Raw genomic sequence first — 18073 nt, 5'->3', positions numbered from 1 at the left:
AATAATGACTAAACAACGAATTGCCATTATAGGCGGAGGTATGACAGGTTTATCCGCTGCTTTGTATCTTCAAAAAGAAATAGAAAATAATAAAATCGATGCAGAGTATGTGTTGTATGAATCAAGCAGCCGTTTAGGAGGTCGAATTCAAACAGACTATACAGATGGCTTTATTATTGAACAAGGACCTGATTCCTTTTTGGCTAGAAAAACAAGTATGACTGAATTGGCTAATGACATCGGTTTAGGGGATGACTTAGTAGATAATCATTCTGGATCATTTATTTTACATCAGCATAAACTCTATCCTATGCCTGAAGGGGCTGTCATGGGAATTCCAACGCAGTGGATGCCGTTTATTAAAACGGGTCTCTTTTCACCTAAAGGGAAAGCACGGGCTGCATTTGATTTAGTGCTTCCAAGAACGACAAAAGACGGTGAAGATCAGTCCCTTGGTCATTTTTTCAGAAAAAGGTTGGGAAATGAAGTGGTTGATCACTTGATAGAACCTCTTCTCTCAGGGATTTATGCTGGAAATATTGACAATCTAAGTTTGCAAGCCACATTTCCTCAATTTCAGCAGATGGAATCGAAGTATCGAAGTTTAATTTTCGGGATGAAAACTTCAATGGCCAAAAGAGGAAGTGCATCGCCTGCTACTAAAGGTGATAAACCAAAAGGTATGTTTTTAACGTATCGTAGTGGACTCCAGTCGATGGTTGATCGTTTGGAAGACAAGTTATCAACAGAACAAGTGAAAAAAGATCATGCATTAGTGAGAATAGAAAAGGTTGACGAACGTTATCGACTCGTTTTTCAAGATGGGACAGATGATATTGTTGATCAAGTTTTACTAACGACGCCTCATCAACACGCTTATTCTTTATTTAAAGAGCATGACTTTGTCGCTCCTTTAGGAAATATCCCAGCTACTTCAGTTGCGACGGTGGCACTGGCCTATCCTAAAGAAGCAATTAAAAAAGATATTGATGGAACAGGATTTGTTGTATCTAAAAAAACCAATTATACAATTACTGCTTGCACATGGACACATAAGAAATGGGTTCACTCAGCTCCAGAAGGTTACGCATTGTTAAGGGCTTATGTAGGAAAGGCAAATGACGATGCAATAGTGGATGAATCAGACGAAGAAATTTTAAATAAAGTAAAATCTGATTTAGATCATATTATGAAGATTGAAGGAGACCCTATATTTTATAGAATCAAACGTTGGAAGGAATCCATGCCTCAATATGAAGTAAACCATTTGAAAAAGTTACAGAGTGTTAGGGAAGGATTATCAAAAGAATACCCTGGAGTGAAATTAGTAGGGGCAAGCTATAACGGGATTGGGTTACCTGATTGCATAGATCAAGGAAAAAAGGCAGTCTCTGAATTAGTAAATAAATAATAAAATACACAAACCGCTTCTTGAAATTGTTTTTAAGAAGCGGTTTGTTGTATTTTAAGGGTGTTCTTACATAAAGATAAAGCTTATTAAAAAAAGACCGCACACGGTTAGTATGCGGCTTCCAAAGGGAGAGAAATATGAGAAAGTGGGGGAGTTATAGTTGTTTATATACCACTATTTCTATTGTTTAAACCTTATTTATTTATTTTTTCTGTTTTCGATTTCACCTGCTAAAGCATAAAGCGCAACATATGAAGCGAAATGAGAGCTGAAGTCATTCCCATCTTGTTGAGGATATACTTCAACATAATCCATCCCGACAACACCTAACTTACACACTTCATGAACAATGTTCAGTAGTTCATAGGAGTTCAAGCCATTTCCATCGACAGGACCACCTGGATTAAAGGCGTGATCCAACACATCGCTGCAAATACTTAAATAGACAACATCTGTATTTTTTGATGCGATCTCGTATGCTTTGCGAGCGATATCTCGAACGTGATCTGCTTGACGGATATCCTCAATTGTCAATGTCGTCGTTCCCATTTTTTGGGCGAGTTTTCCGTTTTCTGGTTTGTTTCGAGGCCCGTGAATGCCTAAATGAACCAAAGATTCATTTATAACCCCTTCCGTTTCATAAAGTCTAGCGAAAGGGGCTCCTCTTCCGTAAGGATCACCATTAGAATGTTCATTATTATCGTAATGAGCATCTAAATGAATAATTCCTACCTTCTTTCCTGTTTCTTCAACAAGTCCTTTTAATATAGGATAAGTAATACCGTGATCTCCGCCTAATGCAATTGGAAAAGTTCCGTTTTTCCAAATTCCTTTGGAGAATTCACATATTTTTTTCATCGTATCCTCTGGTTTAGCGGGAGTGACGGCAATATCACCCTTATCGCCGAGACTTAAATGTTCAAATACATCAACATGGTTTAACTCCGGAAGATATCCACTGTATCTACCTGAACTTAGGCGCATTACTTTAGGACCTAACTCACAGCCGGTATAATCTCCCCAAGTTACAGCACCTTCCCATGGAACCCCGTATACGATAACATCAACTTCTGTTTCTTTTTCCGGAAATTGAACAAGATTTTCTGCCCCTAAAAAACAAGGTGTGTTTCCGTAAATAAAAGATTGAGCCATCCTTTGTTCCTCCCTCTATTTTATTTTTGTAAGTGATGAAATTATTCCCGTGTTTATTTACTTATAAACTAATAAAGAGTTACTTATATATTGTCGTTTTATGTAAGGTGGCGTCTAATTAATATAAGAAAAATGGAGAAGGTGACGACGAGAGTCGAATTCACAAATCTAATTAAGAATACTGTCTAAAAGTTGTTTTACCAATGTTGTGCAAGGTGTTTTATACTAAACGGGAGGCTAAAATAGGAGGCGTCATTTTAATGGTTTATACGCATGAAAAAAAGAAAATAGTGGAAACATTGAGACGAGCAAAGCAAATCGTTGTAAAAGACATGATGATCCTTTTCGAAAAATCATTAATAAATGAGGAGGATAATAACTCATTTCAAAAAACAGTGGAAGACCTTTATGATATCTTTCTACTCCAAATTACATCCCAAGTGAAAGTTAATTTTAAATCTTTTGGACGAGTTGTGGAAGAATTTATTGCTAAGGAAGAAATGGAATTAGAAGAATTCTTAGCTAAATTTGAAAAATTGAGACTTATCATGGAGAAAAAAATTCTCTCCATTCAAGGAGCAGAACAAGAAAAAATTCAATTAATAGCATTATTAAATAAGTTTTTTTTGGATCTTCAAAAACAAGCTTACATTGAATCTATAACTCAAAAAGAAAGAGATATCGTCGATAAAGATAATCAATTATCAGAATTAACAAAAGAACGTACAGAAATCCTTGCTAAACTATCGATGAGTTTTGCTCATGAAATACGGAATCCTCTAACATCTATAAAAGGTTTTGTTCAGTTACTAGAAAAACGTTGTGATTTTTCAGAGAAGAAAAAGTATTTCGATTTTATTTATCAAGACATGGAAGATTTAGAAGGACAGGTAAGCCAATTATTATTATTATCTAAAGAAAAAAATCATCAAGATGTACATTTTAGTAAGTTAAATTTAAACGACTTACTATATGATGCTGTGAATGAATTTCAATACACTTTCTCGGAACATAACATTTATGTTGATTTAGACTTAGTAGAAAATATATATACGAATGGATTAGAAGATCAAGTGAGGTTAATCCTTTATAAATTAATTCAGAATGCACTAGACGCACTTTTATTAAAAGGACAACAAAGAATGCTACGAATAAAATTAACAAAACAACAAGAAGAAGCAGTGGTGATTATATCCAACAACGGGCCGCCAATCCCGTCTATGATTAGGAAAACTATATTTGAACCTTTTGTAGGTACGAAAGAGTTAGGTAAAGGATTAGGGTTGGCTGTTTCAAAGCAAGTAATGAAAAAACATAAAGGAGACATCGATTATATGAGTAATGAAGAGTGGACGATATTTAAACTCCGATTTCCTATTGAGGTCAGTTCACTAAAGAATTAATATTTTTATGATTCGTTTTTATAATATTATATGATATGATAGAAGTTATGGTTAATTGTGCCATCAAAAGGAACGCAAACACATCAAACATCTATCAAAAAAATTTATCTTGGAATATTTTAATGATATTTGAAGTCGACTCAAAAGATGAAAGTCGTCTGAATATGATGAATAAGAAGACTTGATTATAATCGCAATCGTGTTTGTTCTTAGGGGTGTTAATATGTCTAAACAGGAATGGGACGTCTTAAATATTTTGCGTCACTATCGCCATGATTGGCTCAACCATTTGCAATTGATTAACGGATATTTAGCAATGGGACGAGTTGAAAAAGTAGAACATTTGATTAATGAATTAGTTATCCAATCTAAAAATGAAAGCCAGCTTTCCAATCTAAATATGAATGATTTTGCTGAACAAATTCTTACATTTAATTGGAAAGGCTATTCATTCCGATTAAGTTTCGAAGTCGTTTCGAACACGAAAGACTGGTCAAATTGGGAGAAAGTGATTATTTCTTATTTTCAATATATCACGACTTTATTAGAAGATCATACAACACACGGGGAAGAACAACACGCCATTATTGTTTTAAACGATATAGAGAAAAAAACGGTTGAAGTTGATTTTCAAGGATCTCTTCGTATAGATGATGAATGGCGTGAGAAAATAACACAATTGGAACAACAATATGAAGATCATATTGAACAAATAGAATGGAACGAATCCGAGTGCTATGTGAAATTTGTTATTAAAGAATATAGCTCTTCAACAAATCATGATAGCATTGGATAATGAGGTGAAGTAAATGTTTGTAGATAAGGTAAAAATTTATGTCAAGGCCGGTGACGGTGGGAATGGTGTTGTTGCTTTTCGTCGCGAAAAATATATTCCTGATGGTGGACCGGCAGGTGGAGATGGTGGAAAAGGTTCTGACGTTGTTTTTGAAGTAGAAGAAGGGTTAAGAACGTTAATGGATTTTCGCTATCAGAAGCATTTTAAAGCTCCTCGCGGAGAAAACGGGCGACCGAAAAACCAGCACGGTAAAAGTAGAGATGCCATGGTTGTCAAAGTTCCACCAGGTACAACAATTACAAACGAAGCAACAGGGGAAATCGTAGCTGATTTAACGGAACATGGTCAACAAGCGATCGTTGTAAGAGGTGGAAGAGGTGGAAGAGGAAACTCAAGATTTGCAACGCCATCTAATCCAGCACCGGAAATTGCTGAAAATGGACAACCAGGTCAAGAAAAAGATTTGAAACTTGAATTAAAGTTACTTGCAGATGTAGGGTTAGTCGGTTTTCCTAGTGTAGGTAAATCAACATTACTTTCTGTTGTTTCTGCAGCTAAGCCAAAAATTGCTGATTATCATTTTACGACATTAGTTCCTAATTTAGGTGTCGTTGAAACGGATGATCATCGAAGTTTTGTCATGGCAGATCTTCCGGGGTTGATTGAAGGAGCTCATTCTGGAGTTGGTTTAGGCCACCAATTTTTGCGACATATTGAAAGGACAAGAGTAATCGTCCATGTAATTGATATGAGTGGGATTGAAGGCAGAGATCCTTTCGAAGATTATCAAACAATCAATGAAGAATTAAGTCAATACAATTTACGCCTGACGGAACGACCACAAGTTGTTGTTGCAAATAAAATGGATTTACCAGGTGCTGCGGAAAACTTAGAGCTTTTCAAAGAAATGGTAGAAGAAGACGTGGAAATTCATGCTATTTCTGCCGTAACTAAAAAAGGGTTATCAGATCTTCTAAGAAGTGTCGTTGACAAAGTGGAGTCTACTCCTGAGTTTCCTCTATATGAAGAAGAGGAAATCGAGCAAAGAGTTATTTATAAATACACGAAAAAGGAAGAGCCATTTAAAGTCTCCAAAGACGATGATGGTGCATATGTCATTGAAGGGCATGAAATTGAAACATTATTTAAGATGACGGATTTCAATCGACATGATTCTGTTCAGCGTTTTGCTAGGAAAATGCGTTTTATGGGAATTGACCAGGCTTTGCGAGACATAGGTGCAGTTGATGGAGATACTGTCCGTATTCTCAAACATGAATTTGAATTTGTTGAGTAATATGATGGGCCCAGAACTTTATGTTCTGGGTCTGTATTTTGTAAATAAGAAAAGAAAATTCTGAAAATCTTCAAATCAAAGTTGTCAATGGCGTGTACGATCTTTATAATGATGGAATAGGTTGCTTATCAGGTGGTGAATAAAGTGAAAAAGAGAACAGATCAATTTTATTTAGTTAGGGAAGATATGTTGCCTGACGCAATGCTAAAGACGGTAGAAGCAAAAAAACTACTCGATAGCGGGAAAGAATATAGGATAAATGAAGTCGTTCAGAAAGTGCAACTTAGTCGCAGTGCATTCTATAAATACAAAGATGGAATTTTTCCATTTCATACAATGGTGAAAGAAAAGATCATTACGCTTTCTATCCATTTAGAAGATCAATCTGGATCTTTATCTAAATTATTATCAATGGTTGCTCATACTGGAGCGAATGTACTAACAATAAATCAGACCATTCCTCTGCAGGGGAGAGCAACGATCACTATAACGATCGAAACGGCGGCGATGAATTCTGATGTAACGGTACTGTTAAACAAAATTGAAAGCTTAGAATCAGTAGTGAAAGTTGAACTTATTGGATCTGGGGCTTAGTACTAAGCTAGCTTTTATTGAATGGACAAAAAGGAGTGAAACGAACGTGGAAAAGGTAGGATATTTGGGACCGAAAGGATCATTTACAGAAGCAGCAGCAAAGGCACTTGTGCCAAATGATGAACGAATTCCATTTCGCTCCATTCCTGATACAATGGATGCTGTTAAAGAAGGATTAGTTAATCGAGCAGTTGTTCCTATGGAAAATGCGATTGAAGGTTCTGTTAATATAACGTTAGACTATTTTATTCATCATCAGCGTATGAATATGGCGGCTGAAATAGTTGCTCCTATTGAGCAGCATTTGCTTGTTTCCCCTTCAAGAATGTCATCTTGGGACAAGGTGGAAACAGTTTACTCTCACCCTCATGCGATTGCGCAATGTCATCATTTTTTAAGAAAGTTCTTACCAGATGCTGAGCTATCATACGTGAATTCAACGGCGGCAGCTGCGAAATATATTCAAGAGAATGAAATAGAAAATGCGGCAGCAATAGCGAATGACATTGCAGCCGATGCGTATGGATTAGAAATAGCTCAAAAGAAAATAAATGATTATGAAAATAACCGTACGAGATTTCTCTTATTAACGAATGACGAAGCTCCATTTGAGAGTAAGGCGATTTCAGATAGAACAGAATACAAAACAACGTTAATGATTACTCTGGCATCAGATTATTCTGGTGCGCTCCATCAAGTGCTATCCGCATTTTCTTGGAGAAAAATAAATTTATCGAAAATCGAGTCTCGACCAACAAAAACAGGTTTAGGAAATTATTTTTTTATCATCGATGTTGCGATGAGGAAAGATAATGTTTTAATTCCGGCAGTTTGTGAAGAACTAATTGCTTTAGGGTGTGGAGTACAAGTACTTGGAAGTTATCCATGTTTTTCATGGGAAGACTTGTCAGGATTTAAGAAAGAAGTTATTGAAAAAGAAGCGACATAAATATTCATTGACCTTAAAAAGGATGAAATTCTTTTTAAGGTCTTTTTTGATTACTTAGCCTTATTATGTCAATTGTTTTCTCAATGAACTTTTTCTTGTCCAGATTGGAGCGATTCATCAAAGAAAGACGAAATGAATCGGTCTAATCGTCCAGATTGGATCGATTCACCAAAGGAAGACGAGATGAATTAGTCTAATCGTCCAGATTGGATCGATTCACCAAAAGAAGACGAAATGAATCGGGTTATTAATGATTTACTCTTTTTTGTTCTTACTCTATTTACCATTTTTGCTTAGATGATGACAATTAAATCTAAAAAAATGAATGAATATGTGCAGCTGCTCATATATTTTTGTGAAGAAGAACCGAAAAAACTTGTTATTTTTTGTGACGAATCGCCCAAGTATGCATAGGATAAAGTGACATTGTATGGGAGGGATTAATAAAGTGAAAATTCATATTGTTCAAAAGGGAGACACACTTTGGAAAATATCAAAAAAGTATGGAATTGATTTTGAGCAACTAAAGCAAGCGAATAAACAATTGGTAAATCCTGATATGATTATGCCCGGGATGAAAATAAACATTCCGAGCATAACATCTCCAAAAAAACAAATGAATAAAGAATACCCAGAGAAAAAAGAAAAGCCAGTAAAAGAAATGCCTATTAAAGAAAAACCTAAAGAAGTGAAAGAACCAGAGGTAGTAAAACCTGTTGAACCACCAATGCCGCCACCGGCACCGGCACCACCTAAACCGCCGGCACCTAAACCGCAACCTTCTTATAAAATGCAACAGGCAAAAATGAATGTTAATTTTTACCATCAGCCGACGTATCAAAAGAAACCTGCTCCACCAAAAAAAGTGGTGAAGGAAAAACCAGCACCAAAACCAGCACCAAAACCAAAACCAAAAGAAATGGTTAAACCAGTACCTGTTAGTAAAATACCTGAAAAGAAAAAGCCAGTGAAAAAAATGCCACCACCAAAACCTTTAAAGCAAATTCCTAAACATATACCCAAACCTGCACCTCAGATGATGAAACCAATAGCAATGCCTTATTCACCTGTATATCATCAGATTGGCCCGGTTACGGAAGGGTGTATACCGCTTTCTGTTTTATGTAGCTTTGGATGTCAGCCAATGCATGCAACAAACGGTATGAATGGAATGCAATATCCACAGATGCACTATGGAAATCAACAGCCATTTAATCATAACTATGGTCAACCGAATATGTACTCTCATCACGGGATGTATCAACCCTACTTTAACCACCAACAACAGCAAGAAACTTATCACTGGGAGAGAAATGACGAAAGTGAACATTTTGATGAGAAGGATTATGGTGATTTGACACAAACGAGTGACCGAAATGAAGGCTCTTATTCAAGTGAAGAAGACAATATTCATACTCCTTATGATGGAATGGTACCTTGGACTTATTCTATGCGCAACTTAGAACAGAGAAGAAATGATTCTAATGGAGAAGAATAGTTAATTTTAATTTCCTTCATTTTCTTTTTTAGAACACATGTTGAATAGCGTTGAAGTGTAGAATACTACCGATATTTAACAGCATGATTAAGTCCTTTTCCGATCAACCTAAAGTTGAAAGGAGGAGGATGAATGAAAAAAATCGCTTTATGTTTATCATTAGGAACATTACTACTATCAGGTGTAGGTTGCGGAGATATGAACGCGGATCAAACTGAAGGTCAAGGCGCATTTCAACGCGACCAAACCGGTTATGGAGTTGATCGAGATGGCACCGGAATGGGTGCTGCCAACTACGGTCAGCAAGGAAGAGAAACAGAACGATTCGGGCAACGTCAACAAGGAATTAGAGGTTATGGAGTTGACCAAAGAACAGGTCAAGGAGCAGGTCGAGGAACAGGGCTTGGAACAGGTCAGAGAACAAATATGGGATTCAGACAAGGTATTGTAGGCGATGATCGGCCTGGGATGGTCGATGAGAATGGCTTATTGAATGGTACCTTAGGTGGTTTTAATCGTCAAACAACAGGTCAAGGAAATAGAGGTACAGATGGTCAAGACCAAATGCACGGTGGGACAGCAATACCAAGAAATCAACCTGGTCAGCAAGCTCAAGATGGAAGAGGTTATTTTGACACAAATGATGGAAGAATGGCCAGAAAAATTGAAAATCGTGTAGAAGATATCGATGGAGTTCGAAACGCTGATGTTATCGTTCATGAAGACGATATTATTGTCGGTGTAGATACAACGGAAGATAATCAACAAATTGAACAAAAAGTACGTTCAATGACAACGAAGATGAATAATGATAAACAAGTCCATGTCGTAACAGAAGATGACGGTGTTGAAACGATCCATGGAATGGAGAGGCAACTTCGAGCTGGCGAGCCATTTGAAGAAGTAGGAGCAACATTTAATGCAATGTTAGACGATTTAGGCGACGCCATTCAACGACCGTTCGAAAGAACACGGTAACAAAATCAATTAATTCTAAAGCAGTGCCATTGGCGCTGCTTTTTTATTGTTTAGGAAACTACAGATGTATGAGTTTGGGTAAGTTTTGGTAATGATGATCGTAGGTAGAGGTGTCATAAGTGTGATTCGATACTACGTTTTTAGCTGGTCTAGCAATGTATGTGGAGCATCGAAAATCATCTCTTCTTGTTTATCCGACGATTCATACGTATACTTCTTTTCAAACTTATGGAAGACGACTCTTGGAAGGAAAGGAAGCATATAGTGCCCGAATCGAGAGAGCGTCGATGATGAAAGGCAGTAAGCGAGTTGAATAGCGACTTTCAGCAGCTACCCGCCTCGTTTCCCGGCAGTAAAAGATGCCCATAGTGCCCGAATCGAGAGAGAGTCGACGATGAAAGGCATTAAGCGAGAAAGATAGACGCCTTTTGATCAATCTGATAAGTTTTGTTCACGTGTGTGGATAGTTTGCATTAAATAAATATGTTTTATAGGGATATTTTTTCTGAAGCTAGGCAATGCTATTCGTGAATGTCGTGAGTCCATTCTATTATATTAGGGAGGCGACAAAATGCATGGGATTGTAAAAATTAACCATACTCACACAGATAACCTTCTTTTGATTAGATTTTCACGTCAAATAATTATAGTAATGATTGGTCTGATATTTTTGACTGGAATGGGTGACGAAACTGTTGTGAATGCGTCAGGGTCACTTGTTTCTGATAATCCTCATAATGTAGAAGTGATTTTGCAAACGTATTACTTGGACGGCGAAATGAGTGAAGAAGAAATAGAAGAAACGATTTGGTCCATGGAAGATTTTTGGTCGTTTTATGATGATTGGGAATTAGTAAATCAAAATCAACAACAGATTGTATTTCAAAAAAAAGTAGATGATATTTCTCCTTTGTTAAAGATGCATGGATATTTCGGTCTTTCCGAAGATGGGACATTGAGTATTTTCAATGGAAAACCAGAGAAGCAAAAAGTCATTCACTCTTTTTTTCAAATTAATACCCAGCAACTAAAAAGTCAATCGCATAATTTACTGCTCGAAGGGATTCCAATTTCTTCAAAGGACGAATATATAGAGGTATTGAAAAATTATCGAAAGTATGCCATTAATGGTTAATAGAGATTTATTAGTTGAGGAGCTACCTTAAAGGTAGCTTTTTTCCTTGTTTTTATATAAAGAAATCAATTCCTTGACTTACCTATGATAAAATAGAAATATGTGTTCGTATAAATGAATCGATGAGTGGAGGAAAGAAAGTGATTGAATGTTTAAAAGGAAATGTTATCAATATAGAACCTGAAACGATCGTCGTCGATGTTCGGGATGTTGGGTACTTAATTTATTGTGGAAACCCATATAGATATGAGGAGTGGCTTAATGAAACAGTAACAGTGTATACATACCAACATGTTCGAGAAGATGCTATTCGTTTGTATGGTTTTTTTCATCGAGAAGAGCGTCGGTTATTTGAGAAGTTGCTTCAAGTTTCAGGGATCGGACCTAAAGGAGCGTTAGCGATTGTTGCTGCTGAACAGCCTCAACTTGTGGTAGAAGCTATAGAAAATGAAGACGAAAAGTTTTTAGTTAAATTCCCAGGAGTCGGAAAAAAAACGGCAAGACAAATGATTTTAGATTTAAAAGGTAAAGTCCAAGAGCTTGTTCCGACATTAACACATGAAACGGGAGAAACAGGTCCTCTTTTCAAGAGATCTTCTACTGAAAATGAGGAATTAGAAGAGGCATTGGAAGCATTAAAAGCTTTAGGGTACGTTGACAGAGAAATAAAAAAAGTGTTGCCTGTCTTGCAACAAAACGAATTATCGACAGATCAATATATTAAGTTAGCACTTAAAGAAATGCTGCGAAGCTAAGGAACGTTACAATAACGGAGGAAGATAGCATGGAAGAACGTATTGTTAGTGGAGAACCACAAGGACATGAAGATTTGGAAGAACGCAGTTTACGTCCACAGACTCTATCGCAATACATTGGTCAGAAAGCAGTGAAAGAGAACCTTACTGTTTTTATTGAAGCGGCAAAAATGCGCGAAGAGTGTCTTGATCATGTATTACTGTATGGTCCTCCGGGACTTGGGAAAACGACATTATCGATGATCATTGCTAATGAGATGGGTGTTAATTTAAGAACAACATCAGGTCCTGCAATTGAGCGTCCTGGCGATTTAGCTGCAGTACTTAGTGGTTTAGAACCAGGTGATGTTCTATTTATAGATGAAATTCATCGATTAAATCGATCGGTTGAAGAAGTCTTATATCCTGCTATGGAAGATTACTTTCTAGATATTGTCATAGGAAAAGGTCCATCAGCAAGGTCTGTCCGGTTAGACCTTCCTCCGTTCACCCTTGTTGGTGCTACGACAAGGGCTGGCATGCTGTCTGCACCATTAAGAGACCGGTTTGGTGTCGTTAGTAGGTTAGAATACTATACACATGATGAACTTCAAGAGATTGTAGAGAGAACTGCTGATGTATTGGACGTTCAAATGGATAAGCAAGCGGCAGTTGAAGTTTCTAGTCGCTCAAGAGGAACACCACGAATTGCCAATCGTATTTTACGAAGGATTAGAGACTTTGCACAAGTTCGAGGTGATGGAACGATCGATTTATCTATAACAAAGGAAGCATTGGAATTATTACAAGTTGATCCACTTGGTTTGGATCAAATTGATCATACGTTGTTAATGAACATTATTCAAAAGTTTCGAGGTGGTCCGGTAGGGCTGGATACAATAGCAGCGACGATTGGTGAAGAAGCTCACACCATTGAAGACGTTTATGAACCATACCTTATGCAAATTGGATTTCTCCAAAGGACACCAAGAGGACGAATGGTAACTGACCTAGTCTACGATCATTTTGAGATGGAGGTGCCAAAACGTTGAATCACATTCCTAAATTGTTAATTTCATTAGGGGTTATTCTCATTGTCGCAGGGGTTTTATGGCAAATTGGAGGAAGGTTTATTTCTTTAGGTAGACTCCCGGGAGACATTTTGATTCAACGAGGCAATTCTACTTTTTATTTCCCAATCATGACGTCAATTATTGTTAGTATTGTCCTATCGTTAATCTTTTATTTATTCGGGAGATTACGTTAAGATGAAAGAGTACTTAAAATAAAGCTTTTTGTTGATTTACTAGAACTGAGCCTATAAATATAAAATTAAGTTGTAAGAGAAGAGAGGAAAAATGATCGATGGACGTATCAAAATTTGACTATGATCTACCTGAAGAGTTAATTGCACAAACCCCTTTAAAAAACAGAGATTCATCAAAATTACTCGTTATGAACAAAAATTCAGGAGAAATTCAGCATAAAATATTCTCTGATTTACTTGGGTTTTTAACTGAGGGAGATACATTAGTACTTAATAATACAAAAGTTATTCCTGCCAGATTATTCGGTGTGAAAAAAGATACTGGAGCAAAAATTGAATTGTTATTACTAAAAGAAGAAGAGAATCACGTATGGGAGGCTTTGGTCAAACCGGCAAAACGTCTTAAGAAAGGAACAGTCATTGAGTTTGGTGATGGGTTGTTAACCGGAATTTGCGAAGCAGAATTAGTAGAAGGTAGAAGGAAAATTAGGTTTGAATTTACTGGAATATTTAATGAAATATTGGATCAATTAGGCGAGATGCCGCTTCCACCATATATACAAGAGCAGCTAGAAGAAAAAGATCGATATCAAACGGTTTATGCAGAACATTCAGGATCGGCTGCAGCACCTACAGCCGGGTTGCATTTTACAAAAGAAATGTTGGAACAGTTAACGGAACGCCGAGTAAATATTGCTTATATTACGTTACATGTTGGTTTAGGAACATTTCGTCCTGTCTCTGTTGAGAATGTGAAAGACCATATGATGCATTCTGAATTTTATCAAATTAATGAAGACACCGCGACTGTGCTGAACGAGACAAAAAAGAAAGGCGGAAGAATCATTGCTGTAGGAACAACATCCGCTAGAACATTAGAAACAATTGCTAGAGATCACCACGGAAAGTTTGTGAAAGCAAGTGGTTGGACCGATATATTTATTTATCCAGGATACTCGTTTCAAGCTATAGATGGATTATTAACAAACTTCCACTTACCAAAATCAACACTTGTAATGTTGGTTAGTGCGCTTGCAGGGAGAGAAAATATTCTTCATGCATATAATAATGCTGTTGCACATCAGTATAGATTTTTTAGTTTTGGAGATGCAATGCTACTCATTTAATTTCTGTTGCTAATGATGGAGAAAAAATAACACACCACAAAATAATGTTGGTTAAAGAATGAAAGAAGGAATAAAAGAATGACAGCTATCACATATGAACATATCAAAACATGTAAACAATCAGGAGCTCGATTAGGGATTGTCCATACGCCGCACGGTTCTTTTGAAACGCCAATTTTTATGCCAGTAGGGACATTAGCTACAGTTAAAACGATGAGTCCAGAAGACTTATTGGATATGAATGCGCAAATTATTTTAAGCAATACGTATCACTTATGGTTACGACCAGGTGCTGATATCGTTGAAGAAGCGGGTGGTTTGCATAAATTTATGAATTGGAACCGTCCCATATTAACGGACTCAGGTGGGTTTCAAGTTTTTAGTTTAAGTAAACTTCGTGATATTAAAGAAGAAGGAGTGCATTTCCGAAGTCATTTAAGTGGTGAAAAATTATTTTTGACACCAGAAAAAGCGATGCACGTGCAAAATGCTCTTGGGCCAGACATTATGATGGCATTTGATGAATGTCCCCCTTATCCTGCGGAACATAAATATATGAAAGCCTCTGTAGAAAGAACGAGTCGCTGGGCAGAAAGATGTCTTGAAGCACACGGTCGAGAAGAGGATCAAGGTTTGTTTGGGATTATTCAAGGTGGAGAATATGAAGATTTACGACGTCAAAGTGCAAAAGATTTGGTTTCACTTGATTTTCCTGGATATGCCATTGGTGGATTGTCCGTTGGTGAACCTAAAGATGTGATGAATCGTGTGCTTGAGTATACAACACCTTTGATACCTGAAGATAAACCAAGGTATTTAATGGGAGTGGGTTCAGCCGATTCTTTAATAGATGGGGCGATTCGCGGTGTTGATATGTTCGACTGTGTGTTGCCAACCCGAATTGCACGTAATGGGACAATTATGACAAGCCAAGGGCGATTAGTCGTAAGAAACGCCACGTTTGCAAGAGATTTTCGACCTCTCGATGAAAATTGTGACTGCCATGTTTGTCAAAATCATTCACGTGCTTATATACGTCATTTAATAAAGTGTAATGAAACGTTAGGTCTTCGTCTTGCTTCCTATCACAACTTATATTTTTTACTGAATTTAATGGAGCAAGTAAGACAAGCGATTCGAGAAGATCGATTGCTTGATTTTAGAGAAGAATTTTTTGAAGCTTACGGTTTTAACAAGCCAAACGCCAAAAACTTTTAACGAAATATCATTTTTAATGTTATTTTGATTGATTTTTAAAGAGAAGTTTGTCTACAATAGTACGGGAGAGTTATTTTGTGCCATTCGAGGAAAACGAATGAATAAATGTGCTTTTTCCAAAAGACCGTTGTCTTGAAAGAATGGCAATGTTTATAAAGGGTGAGAGCAGCAGTGTTTATCACTGAAAGGGGTGAAATGAATGGATTTATTCGGTGCTTTAATACCGCTACTACTAATGTTTGCGATCTTCTACTTCCTTTTGATTCGTCCACAACAAAAACGTCAAAAGAAAGTTCAAGAGATGCACTCTTCCCTGCAAAAAGGGGATAAGATTATAACAATTGGTGGAGTACACGGGACAGTTGATGCCATTGATGAGAACCGTATTGTTGTTGATGTTGATGGAAACAATAAATTAACATTTGATCGACAAGCTGTACGAGAAATTATTAACCAAGACTAGTGTGAAAAAAGACTTGCCGCTTTATTGTAGGCAAGTCTTTTTTGTACTTTAAGTTTAAATCCGTTAAAGGACTAAAGTATAAAAAACTAAGGCTTTCTCTAGGACTTGGCGAGAGGTCGAGATATATTCTAATCAATCAATATTCTCTATATGAACTACCTCTAGTATTCACACCAATCATACCTCCAAAAATAGCAGCGACCATATAACCAGCGTGCATGCCCATTTGTTGTGTATCAAACCATTGATCGAAACTTAGAAACTGTGTAAATAAGACGATGACCGAATAAATTAGTGCGGTCAACGTTCCTGCAAACCAACCGCGTTCTCCGGATCGCCCCCCAGAAATAAAACCACCAATAAACATAGCAACAAAAGAAAACCCGACTAGAATCCAAAAAAATGAGCTCTCTGATACATTTGAAAACCGCAATATAAGGGAGCTAATTAAACTAGCACCAATCACAAGTATAAAAATTGTTAGAACTCCATAAAGTACGCTACTGATTAGTTTATGTGAAAACATCCATCATCCCCCTTTCTTATTTCATTTATTCATATGTATTCTTTATTTTCGAAAAATAGACGAGCTTTTTTAATAATGATTTATTTAGAGCTTCGTTTTTAATAATTAAAAGCGTAGAAAAACGAGCTACTTGTTTAACCTCCTTTCTTAATAGACATGTTTGTCCACTCTTTTTCATACAATGTATCGATGAAGTGGGGAGGTTTTAATAAAGATGGAATGGATGTTGGCACTGATCATTTTCATAGCTAGTTATATCCTAATTATAATGGAAAAAATGAATAGAGCTCTTGTTGCGTGTTTTGGAGGAATACTCATGCTTTTGGTAGGGGTGTTAGATTTAGATAACGCCTTTCTCCAGCACATTGACTGGCATACCATTGTGTTGCTTCTATCAATGATGATTTTAGTGTCTATCACTAGTAAAAGTGGGCTATTTGAATATATTGCGATTACACTTGCAAAAATGGTCAAAGGGAAACCGATCCCCATTTTAATTGTTATTTCTACGCTAACTGCGGTAGGTTCAGCCATGCTTAATAACGTAACAACGGTACTATTAATTGTTCCAATTGTCATTACGTTAACGAGAATGTTGAAGATTACAGCGATTCCATACTTATTATCCGTGATTCTTGCATCTAATATTGGAGGGACGGCAACATTGATTGGTGATCCGCCAAATTTAATGATTGGCCAAGCGGTATCTCACTTATCATTTAATGACTTTCTAATTCACTTAGGTCCCGTGGTACTCGTTATTTATATTACGGTCATGACGGGAGTAGCTTTTTTGTACCGTGACCGCTTAAACGTTGAAGAGGAAGAGAAAATAAATTTGATGAGAGTAGACCCTTCTCTCTATTTAAAACAAAGAGGTTTATTATTTAAATCTGTTTCCGTGCTAATGATGACGACAGTCGGTTTTATCATCCAACCCTTATTACACGTGGAACTGACGAGTATTGCAATGGCAGGAGCAGTTCTTTTGATGTTACTTACTAGTGATGATGAACGGACAGAAGATGTATTTCAAGCGGTTGAATGGGTGACAATATTCTTTTTTGTAGGATTGTTTATGCTAGTAGGTGGACTAAAAGAGGTTGGACTTATCGATGAAATAGCAAAATCAATTATTTACTATACAGAAGGTGATGTTCCAAAGACATCATTATTGATCTTGTGGACATCAGGGATTTTGTCAGGATTTGTAGATAATATTCCTTTTGTAGCAGCGATGATACCGGTTATTTTAGAGTTTCAAGAATACGGTATGACAAATTTAGACCCATTATGGTGGGCACTTGCACTTGGTGCTTGTTTAGGTGGGAACGGAACGCTCATTGGTGCTAGTTCCAATGTGATTGTCGCAGGGTTGGCTATGAAAGCAAAGCAACCATTTACGTATGTCGACTTTTTAAAAGTAGGTGTTCCAACAGCCCTTATTTCATTTATCATTTCCAGTGTTTATATATATTTTCGGTATTTAGTAGATTTCCTTTGATGATTCCTTTCTGATGCTTCT

Annotated in this window: 19 protein-coding genes; 17 read left to right on the top strand and 2 right to left on the bottom strand. The window is 36.8% G+C overall.

Annotated features, from left to right (window positions below; genetic code table 11):
* Positions 1-4: 4 nt before the first annotated feature.
* A complete protein-coding gene (gene hemY, locus QDN89_RS03230) occupies positions 5-1411 on the top strand; it encodes a protoporphyrinogen oxidase (protein ID WP_280768633.1) in 1407 nt (468 codons plus the stop codon).
* 198 nt (positions 1412-1609) lie between these two features.
* On the opposite strand, the gene QDN89_RS03225 is transcribed toward hemY, so the two are convergent.
* The gene (locus tag QDN89_RS03225; RefSeq protein ID WP_280768631.1) at positions 1610-2563 is read right to left on the bottom strand and encodes an agmatinase family protein; all 954 of its coding nucleotides are present in this window, start codon (positions 2561-2563) and stop codon (positions 1610-1612) included.
* A gap of 260 nt (positions 2564-2823) precedes the next feature.
* Between QDN89_RS03225 and QDN89_RS03220 the strand changes: the two genes are divergently transcribed.
* The 15 genes from QDN89_RS03220 to yajC all read left to right on the top strand — a co-directional run bounded on the left by QDN89_RS03220 (position 2824) and on the right by yajC (position 16022).
* Positions 2824-3966 carry a sensor histidine kinase gene (locus QDN89_RS03220; RefSeq protein ID WP_280768630.1) on the top strand — a complete coding sequence of 381 codons (1143 nt, stop codon included), beginning with the start codon at positions 2824-2826 and terminating at the stop codon, positions 3964-3966.
* Between the two features lie 223 nt (positions 3967-4189).
* The gene (locus QDN89_RS03215; protein ID WP_280768629.1) at positions 4190-4762 is read left to right on the top strand and encodes a Spo0B domain-containing protein; all 573 of its coding nucleotides are present in this window, start codon (positions 4190-4192) and stop codon (positions 4760-4762) included.
* A gap of 13 nt (positions 4763-4775) precedes the next feature.
* Positions 4776-6059 carry a GTPase ObgE gene (gene obgE / locus QDN89_RS03210; protein WP_280768628.1) on the top strand — a complete coding sequence of 428 codons (1284 nt, stop codon included), beginning with the start codon at positions 4776-4778 and terminating at the stop codon, positions 6057-6059.
* 144 nt (positions 6060-6203) lie between these two features.
* Positions 6204-6653 carry an ACT domain-containing protein gene (locus tag QDN89_RS03205; protein ID WP_280768627.1) on the top strand — a complete coding sequence of 150 codons (450 nt, stop codon included), beginning with the start codon at positions 6204-6206 and terminating at the stop codon, positions 6651-6653.
* Between the two features lie 46 nt (positions 6654-6699).
* Positions 6700-7602, top strand: a complete 903-nt coding sequence (pheA, locus tag QDN89_RS03200; protein WP_280768626.1) for a prephenate dehydratase — start codon at positions 6700-6702, stop codon at positions 7600-7602.
* A gap of 448 nt (positions 7603-8050) precedes the next feature.
* Complete coding sequence (gene safA, locus QDN89_RS03195) at positions 8051-9100, top strand: SafA/ExsA family spore coat assembly protein (RefSeq protein ID WP_280768625.1); 1050 nt, start codon at positions 8051-8053, stop codon at positions 9098-9100.
* Positions 9101-9232: 132 nt separating this feature from the next.
* Positions 9233-10078 (top strand): YhcN/YlaJ family sporulation lipoprotein, encoded by an 846-nt coding sequence (locus tag QDN89_RS03190; protein WP_280768624.1) that lies wholly within the window; start codon positions 9233-9235, stop codon positions 10076-10078.
* A gap of 155 nt (positions 10079-10233) precedes the next feature.
* Entirely contained in the window at positions 10234-10395 is a 162-nt protein-coding gene (locus tag QDN89_RS03185) for a hypothetical protein (RefSeq protein ID WP_280768623.1), read from the top strand.
* A gap of 254 nt (positions 10396-10649) precedes the next feature.
* On the top strand, positions 10650-11213 hold the full coding sequence (locus tag QDN89_RS03180; protein WP_280768622.1) for a BofC C-terminal domain-containing protein: 564 nt from the start codon (positions 10650-10652) through the stop codon (positions 11211-11213).
* A gap of 140 nt (positions 11214-11353) precedes the next feature.
* The gene (gene ruvA / locus QDN89_RS03175) at positions 11354-11968 is read left to right on the top strand and encodes a Holliday junction branch migration protein RuvA (protein ID WP_280768621.1); all 615 of its coding nucleotides are present in this window, start codon (positions 11354-11356) and stop codon (positions 11966-11968) included.
* Positions 11969-11997: 29 nt separating this feature from the next.
* Entirely contained in the window at positions 11998-12999 is a 1002-nt protein-coding gene (ruvB, locus tag QDN89_RS03170; RefSeq protein ID WP_280768620.1) for a Holliday junction branch migration DNA helicase RuvB, read from the top strand.
* Entirely contained in the window at positions 12996-13214 is a 219-nt protein-coding gene (locus QDN89_RS03165; RefSeq protein WP_280768619.1) for a DUF2905 domain-containing protein, read from the top strand. Before ruvB ends, QDN89_RS03165 begins: the two co-directional genes overlap by 4 nt.
* A gap of 98 nt (positions 13215-13312) precedes the next feature.
* Positions 13313-14341, top strand: coding sequence for a tRNA preQ1(34) S-adenosylmethionine ribosyltransferase-isomerase QueA (gene queA / locus QDN89_RS03160; RefSeq protein ID WP_280768618.1), 1029 nt, complete (start codon positions 13313-13315; stop codon positions 14339-14341).
* Positions 14342-14419: 78 nt separating this feature from the next.
* Positions 14420-15559, top strand: a complete 1140-nt coding sequence (gene tgt, locus QDN89_RS03155) for a tRNA guanosine(34) transglycosylase Tgt (RefSeq protein WP_280768617.1) — start codon at positions 14420-14422, stop codon at positions 15557-15559.
* Between the two features lie 199 nt (positions 15560-15758).
* Entirely contained in the window at positions 15759-16022 is a 264-nt protein-coding gene (gene yajC, locus QDN89_RS03150) for a preprotein translocase subunit YajC (RefSeq protein ID WP_280768616.1), read from the top strand.
* Between the two features lie 136 nt (positions 16023-16158).
* Here the strand turns inward: yajC and QDN89_RS03145 are convergent, their stop codons facing one another.
* On the bottom strand, positions 16159-16548 hold the full coding sequence (locus tag QDN89_RS03145; protein ID WP_280768615.1) for a TIGR04086 family membrane protein: 390 nt from the start codon (positions 16546-16548) through the stop codon (positions 16159-16161).
* A 214-nt stretch (positions 16549-16762) separates the two neighbouring features.
* On the opposite strand from QDN89_RS03145, the gene QDN89_RS03140 reads away from it, so the two are divergent.
* Positions 16763-18052 (top strand): ArsB/NhaD family transporter, encoded by a 1290-nt coding sequence (locus tag QDN89_RS03140; protein WP_280768614.1) that lies wholly within the window; start codon positions 16763-16765, stop codon positions 18050-18052.
* Positions 18053-18073: the final 21 nt, after the last annotated feature.

This window comes from Salipaludibacillus daqingensis (assembly GCF_029891575.1).
Classification (GTDB): Bacteria; Bacillota; Bacilli; order Bacillales; family Salisediminibacteriaceae; genus Salipaludibacillus; species Salipaludibacillus daqingensis.
The sequence above is the reverse complement of the archived record's forward strand: the minus strand, read 5'-3'. Positions and strand labels throughout refer to the sequence as shown.